Annotated in this window: 4 protein-coding genes and 1 pseudogene; 3 read left to right on the forward strand and 2 right to left on the reverse strand. The window is 33.7% G+C overall.

Features of this window, described 5'->3' with window-relative positions; translation table 11 throughout:
* Positions 1–78: 78 nt before the first annotated feature.
* From pyrH to B3J44_RS18885, 3 genes are all read left to right on the forward strand, one after another.
* Positions 79–786 carry a UMP kinase gene (gene pyrH / locus B3J44_RS18875; RefSeq protein ID WP_144217214.1) on the forward strand — a complete coding sequence of 236 codons (708 nt, stop codon included), beginning with the start codon at positions 79–81 and terminating at the stop codon, positions 784–786.
* A 75-nt stretch (positions 787–861) separates the two neighbouring features.
* Positions 862–1,425 (forward strand): ribosome recycling factor, encoded by a 564-nt coding sequence (frr, locus tag B3J44_RS18880; protein WP_095928306.1) that lies wholly within the window; start codon positions 862–864, stop codon positions 1,423–1,425.
* Between the two features lie 120 nt (positions 1,426–1,545).
* Positions 1,546–4,041, forward strand: a complete 2,496-nt coding sequence (locus tag B3J44_RS18885; protein WP_286970509.1) for a DUF5686 family protein — start codon at positions 1,546–1,548, stop codon at positions 4,039–4,041.
* A 146-nt stretch (positions 4,042–4,187) separates the two neighbouring features.
* On the opposite strand, the gene B3J44_RS18890 is transcribed toward B3J44_RS18885, so the two are convergent.
* Positions 4,188–6,458: a cation:proton antiporter gene (locus tag B3J44_RS18890; RefSeq protein ID WP_198855422.1), complete on the reverse strand. Its 2,271-nt coding sequence runs from the start codon at positions 6,456–6,458 to the stop codon at positions 4,188–4,190.
* 117 nt (positions 6,459–6,575) lie between these two features.
* A pseudogene (locus tag B3J44_RS18895) lies at positions 6,576–6,983 on the reverse strand (LytTR family transcriptional regulator DNA-binding domain-containing protein); the annotation flags it as partial.

The raw sequence follows: 6,983 nt of genomic DNA on the forward strand, positions 1-6,983 counted from the left end.
CAAGAATTAATTTTTTGCAAACATTATTTTTAAAAATCAGAATATGTCTATATTTGCACAAATTAACGCAACACACACATGAAATATAAAAGAATTCTTCTTAAACTTAGCGGCGAGGCCTTAATGGGTGATTTACAATACGGTATTGACCCGAAAAGATTAGGCGAATATGCAGATGAAATCAAGCAGATTCACGACAAAGGAGTAGAAATTGCTATTGTTATTGGAGGAGGAAATATTTTTAGAGGCGTTGCCGGAGCAAGCTCAGGAATGGACAGAGTGCAAGGAGATTACATGGGAATGCTTGCAACTGTTATTAACGGAATGGCTTTGCAAGGCGCTCTTGAAGATAAAGGAATGAAAACACGTCTGCAGACAGCTTTGAAAATGGAATCTATTGCAGAACCATACATTAAAAGAAGAGCTGACCGCCACCTTGAAAAAGGTAGAATTGTAATTTTTGGTGCCGGAACTGGAAATCCATATTTTACAACTGATACTGCTGCTGTTTTGAGAGGTATCGAAATTAACGCTGATGTTATCCTTAAAGGAACTCGTGTTGATGGTGTTTACGATTCTGATCCAGAAAAAAATGCTTCGGCTGTAAAATTTGATTTTATCTCATTTGATGATGTAATCAAAAAAGGATTAAATGTAATGGATACAACTGCCTTTACTTTAAGCCAAGAAAACAAACTGCCAATCGTTGTTTTTGATATGAACAAAATCGGAAACTTATTGAAAATTTGCGCTGGCGAAAACATTGGAACTGTAGTAAACATATAGTCATCAGTAACAGCTTTACAGTCACACAAGACTTTAACTGAAAACTGAGAATGAAAACTGAAAACTAAAGAAAAAATGACTGAAGAAATAGACTTTATTTTAGAAAGTACTGAGGAATCTATGAATGGTACTATTGCACACTTAGAGAAAGAATTTCTTAATATTCGTGCAGGGAAAGCTTCTCCAGCTATGCTTGGAGGTGTTTTTGTAGATTATTACGGATCTGCAACACCGCTTTCTCAAGTATCTAAAATTAGTGTTCCAGATGCTAGAACAATTACATTACAGCCATTTGAAAAAAATATGCTGCAAGCAATTGAAAAAGCAATCTTGATTGCTAACATTGGTTTTAACCCAATGAATAATGGTGACATGATAATTATTAGTGTACCGCCATTAACAGAAGAGCGTCGTCGTGATTTGGCAAAACAAGCAAAATCTGAAGCCGAAGATGCTAAAATCGGTATTCGTAATTCTCGTAAAGATGCTAATACTGACATCAAAAAATTAGAAAAAGAAGGAACTTCAGAAGACATCTGTAAATCTGCAGAAGAAGAAGTTCAGAACTTAACAAACTCTTACATTAAAAAAATTGATGAGTTATTGGCTGCAAAAGAAGCCGAAATCATGAAAGTGTAATCTGAGATTGAGATAAAAATAAAAAATCCGTTTGGTTTATTGTACCAGACGGATTTTTTTATTGCTATTTTTGCATACGAAAATTAATTTCTTTTCGTTTTTGAAACTATATCATTCTGTATGAAGCTATTTTGTTTTTTGACTTTGTTTTTTACGCTTACCCTTCAAGCGCAAATTCAAATAAACGGAATCGTAACCGATTCAAACAACAAACCTCTTCCGTTTGCCACCATTACCACTTCAGAAAACAATAACACAATTACAGATGTTGATGGTAAATTCATTTTTAAAATTAGCAGTTCTGCCACGTCACTTACTGTTTCTTATATAGGTTTTCAGACTAAAACTATTGCTTTAATCAATACTAAAACTTTTTATTCTGTAGCGCTTTTACAGCAGACAGATGACTTAAAAGAAGTTGTGGTTTCTAATGAAAACCCTGCATTAGCTATAATAAAAAAAGTTATTGCTAATAAGTCGATCAATGATCCGCAGAAAAAGCTTGATAATTTTGAATACAAAACTTACAACAAACTTATTGTAACCGCAAATCCCGATTCGATTGACGGACGTATCGATACTTCGGCGGCGTATAAAGATTTAAATAAAAAAATCATCAACATCGATTCGTCTGATTATAAGTTTAAAGAAATTGTCAGCAAGCAGCATTTATTTCAAACAGAGAAAGTTTCTCAATATCAATTTGGAAATAACAAATTAAAAGAAACCGTTTTAGGAACCAAAATTGCTGGTTTCAAACAGCCTATTTATGAAGTTTTAGCTTTCAACCTTCAATCTATTTCGATTTACGATTCTAAATACGAATTGTTCGAAACTAAGTATGAAAATCCTATTTCGAAAAATGCACCTTCAAATTACAATTACAAACTGTTAGATACTGTTAGTATTAAAGGCCGTGACACGTATATGATTTATTTTAAAAATAAGTCAAGACACAGAGCTTCTGGATTAGAGGGAGTCTTATATATCGATAAAGAAAATTTTGCTGTTGCGAAAGCTGTAATGCGAATTAAAGGTGTTTTGGATATCAGTGGGATTCATGAATTTGAATATATTCCGAAAGAAAAAATATGGTTTCAGAGCAATACCACTTTCAAAATCGTAAAAGGAAAAAATGATGATGACATCAGAATTCTTGGAGGAACCATTCAATTTGATGGAGACGTTGAAGAGAATTTTGAATCGCGAAAAAAAGTAGCTTCAGATTTTACTTATCTGCTTTCTGAAAGTAATAGTTTTGATATTCGCGTTAACACCAACAACCCGATAAAAAACCCATCTCTTTATATCGAAATTAAAGACGATGCGGCAAAAAAACCAGAAAGTTTCTGGGAAGCCTATAGAAAAGAAAATCTTGATTTAAAGAGCCAAAAAACATATCTGCTATTAGATAGTCTTTCTATTCGAAATCGAATCGAAAAACGTTTGGGAATTGGCCGAAAAATCATCAACGGCTTCTACCCGATTGGTCCTGTCGATTTGGATTTGAAAAAAATCATAAGCTATAACAATTACGAAGGTTTTCGTCTTGGTATAGGCGGTATTACAAATGACCGTTTATCTAAAAATTTCCGTCTTGAAGGCTATACCGCTTACGGAACAAAAGATGGTGTTTTTAAATACAGCGTTGGAGGTGGTGTTTTATTAGACAAACATACCAATACTTGGTTTAATGGCTATTATGCCGACGATGTTCGAGAAATTGCAAGTACTGTCTTTTCGGTTGATAGACGTGTTTTTAAAATTTACGATCCTCGTCCGATCAATATTAGCACATTTTATGAATATACGGGATGGAGAGGAAATGTTCAAACCAAATTTATTCCGAAAACGGAGGCTATTTTGGAGCTTTCGCGAAATTATATCGAGCCAAAATTCGATTATCTTTTTAATCTTAACGGAAAATTATATTCCAATTATGTTATGACCACAGCAATGCTTTCTATTCTGTGGGCGCCTTTTAGCAATTACATGCAAACTCCGACAGGAAGAACTGAAAGCGATAAAAAATTTCCGAGGTTTACTTTCCAATACACACAATCTTTGCCAAATGTTTTTGATAATGATTTTACTTTTAGCAAAATAGACTTTAAAGCAGAATACGAAAAACAGTACTTAAATCGTCAAAAAACAAGTTTGCTTTTACAGGCAGGTTATGCAATGGGCGATGTTCCAATTACGCATTTGTACAATACAGCTCCAAATAACTTAACTAAAGAAACCGTTATTCAGCGTATCACTTTTGCAGGAAGAAACTCTTTTGAAACTATGTATTTTAATGAGTTCTTCTCAAGCCAATATCTAATGTTTCAAATTAAACATGGTTTTGACCGAATTACACTTTTCAAAAAAGTGCGACCATCTCTTGTTATAGTTTCTAGAATGGCTTGGGGAAGTATGGAAAAGCCAGAGCAACATGTTGGTCCAACTTACAAAACGCTCGATAAAGGTTATTTTGAATCGGGAATCGAATTAAACAGAATTTTTAAGGGTTTTGGTTTAGGCGGATTTTATAGATACGGGCCAAATCAGTTAATGAAATTTGAAGATAATATCGCGGTTAAGATTTCTTATGTTCTTGATTTGGGACTTTAATTTCTAAATCTCAACTTACAATCTTTGGACATACAACTTTGTCAAAGTTTTAAACTTTGACAAAGTTCTGCGCCCTATAAAAAATCCCAAACTCCAATAGGTAAAATTGGAATTTGGGATTTTAAATTTTTGAAACTTCAAAAACTTTATGGTTTAAGAATTAAAACCGATGGTGAGTTATTCAACCAGATACTTTGAGATTCTATTAATTTTTTCCAGCTGTCTAAACTAATAATCATTAAATCTTGGCTTTCTAAAAATTCTTTCTTTAGTGTTCTGTCATTCATAATCATAATATGATTGGGTGCGATCTGCTCGATAGAACGAATTGTTTCCTGAATTTCTCTAGTATTTTTCACTTCTCCTCCAGCATCTAAAACCGTAATTTGAGAACCGTTGTTATTAATTAGCTTTTTAGCATATTCAATTAAAAAAGCATCTTCTTTACTAAAAATCGGCATCAAAACCTGATTAACTTCCTCTAGATCTTTATCAATAAAAATTCCAACCGGCATTTTAGATTTTAAGATAATATGGCGCGTTCTTTCATCAAACGGATTGTTTTCAAACAAACCTTCTTTTCCTGTAAACTTATCAATCAAACGATCTGGATTTACAATTCTGGTTGTAAATCCAAGTATTTTACCAAGCAAAGTTCCATCAAAAATAGATTGTCCCAAACCAACCAGCAATAAGTCATATTCACCCTGATTTGCTGTATCGATAATATCAGAATCAATATCACTAGAAACTTTATGCAAACTCACCATATCCTGATTCAATGCGTGTGATTCTTCAATTACCGGAAGCAGCATTTTTTTCTCATGCTCTTTCACATCAAAAGAATGTATTTCGGTACTTAAAGACAAATGCATTGCCGTTACAATCGAATTATCAGCTTGTTTTTTCACCAAACTATTCGCAATTTTAAGCAGTTTCTTTCCTTTTTCTGGAGTTGCAAACGAAAGCAGAATCTTGTATTTGCTTTTGCTTCCTATTTCCTGCTGAACGGCTGTTATTTTATCTTTAAAAATAAACTCGATAAAATCTAACGCTGGACCTGTCATAAAAGTAGTCACCAACGCCATAATTACCATCATAGTAAAAATTTCTGCTGACAATACTCCGAGATCATAACCGATATTTAAAACTACCAATTCCATTAAACCTCTTGTGTTCATCAAGGCACCAATAGCCAAACTGTCTTTCCAGTTTTGTCCCATAAATTTGGCAGCCAAAGCACTTCCGAAGAATTTACCAACTACAGCAACCAAAATAATTAAACCTGTAATCTTCCATAATTCAGGATCATTCAGCAATCCTATTTGTGTACGCAAACCTGTAAACACAAAGAACAGTGGCAATAGAACAATAATTGAAACGTCTTCAACTTTTTCGATAAATAAGTTTCTGAATTTGTTGTTTTCTGGCATAATTGCTCCAGCAAGAAAAGCTCCAAACAAAGCATGAATTCCAATTAACTCAGATGCATAAGCAGAAATTAAAAGTGTAATAAAGAAAATGGCAACAACGGGTTTATTTAAACTTTCTCGAGTTGCATTTAAATCTCCTACCCTTTTTAAGAATGGACGAACGATTTTTAGCATTATAATTACATACAAAATCGCCATTCCGATTACGTATAATGAACTCGAAAGCGAACCTGCTTTTACAATGGCAATAACAACAGCCAAAATACACCAAGCCGTAATGTCATCTGCAGCGGCACAGGTAATGGCAATAGTTCCTAATTTTGTTTTCTGCATTCCGCGTTCTTGAACAATTCTAGCCAAAACCGGAAATGCCGTAATACTCATGGCAATTCCCATAAATAATCCGAAAGAAGAAAACTCAACTCCCAATGGAGCATACGTTTCATAAATAAAAAAGGCAAGCGATAGACCTAAAGCAAATGGAATTACAATACTTGCATGACTGATTACAACGGCATCATGCGCTTTGTTTTTCAAGACTTTCAAATCCAATTCCATTCCGATAACGAACATGAACAGAATTAGCCCAATCTGACTTAAAAACTGTAAATTTCCTAAAGATTCTTTTGGAAATAAGGCTGCTGAAAACTCTGGAAAATACATTCCGACCAAAGAAGGTCCTAAAACAATTCCGGCAATCATTTCGCCAATTACCGATGGCTGTCCGATTTTTCTAAAAAACCATCCAAACAAACGCGCCACTAAAATGATCGTCACGATCTGTGCCAATAAAATGGCTAAAGGATGCTGCAAGTTTTCGATCATCGAATGAAGAAAGTCTTTCCAATGATTGCTTTCAACACTTTTCTTTACAATATTACGTCCTACTTCTAATGAGGCACCTTTTGAAATTACCCAATATATTAGTGCGGTAAAACCGCCAATAACTGTTACATAAAATACAGAGTTCTTTATATTATTCATAAACTCGTTCTTTAGATTTAATTAACGCAAATATCCGTACTGTGAATTTAGTGAAAAAGCAATTCACTTGTTAATTTCGATCGCATGTAACAAGTCGGGAAAAAATTGTAATAAGTTTTAGAGTTTTACTTTCTTTAAAAAGTCAGCTCGATAAGTTTCGCTTAAGATTAGCGTGATGTTCTTATTATTTTCTTCTAAATGATGTAGTACAATTTCGTTATGATTAAAGAACTTTATTGCTTTTACCGCCACGATTTCTTTTTTATTGATTCGGCAGAAATCAGCATCAGGCAATTCGTTTAAAAGCGTATCGAATTTTACATTTTTCAAATTCAAAAAACTTCCATCAGTAAGTAAAACCGTTTTGTCTCGACTATCGCTCGCGGCAGTTTTTACATATTGGATTTTATTAAAATAGAGCAACGTTTTTCCTTTATCAGTATTCAGCTGAATGAATTTTTTATCCGAATTTGATTTTTCAAAACGCTCCAACGCTTTTGCAATTGCCTTTTGCAAACGCTCCAA

Source organism: Flavobacterium sp. UBA4854, from assembly GCF_002399805.1.
GTDB classification, from domain to species: domain Bacteria; phylum Bacteroidota; class Bacteroidia; order Flavobacteriales; family Flavobacteriaceae; genus Flavobacterium; species Flavobacterium ginsengisoli.

Coding starts and splice junctions, on each gene's coding strand:
- pyrH (WP_144217214.1), top strand. CDS start 79: ATGAAATATAAAAGAATTCTTCTTAAACTTAGCGGCGAGGCCTTAATG.
- B3J44_RS18890 (WP_198855422.1), bottom strand. CDS start 6,458: ATGAATAATATAAAGAACTCTGTATTTTATGTAACAGTTATTGGCGGT.
- B3J44_RS18885 (WP_286970509.1), top strand. CDS start 1,546: ATGAAGCTATTTTGTTTTTTGACTTTGTTTTTTACGCTTACCCTTCAA.
- frr (WP_095928306.1), top strand. CDS start 862: ATGACTGAAGAAATAGACTTTATTTTAGAAAGTACTGAGGAATCTATG.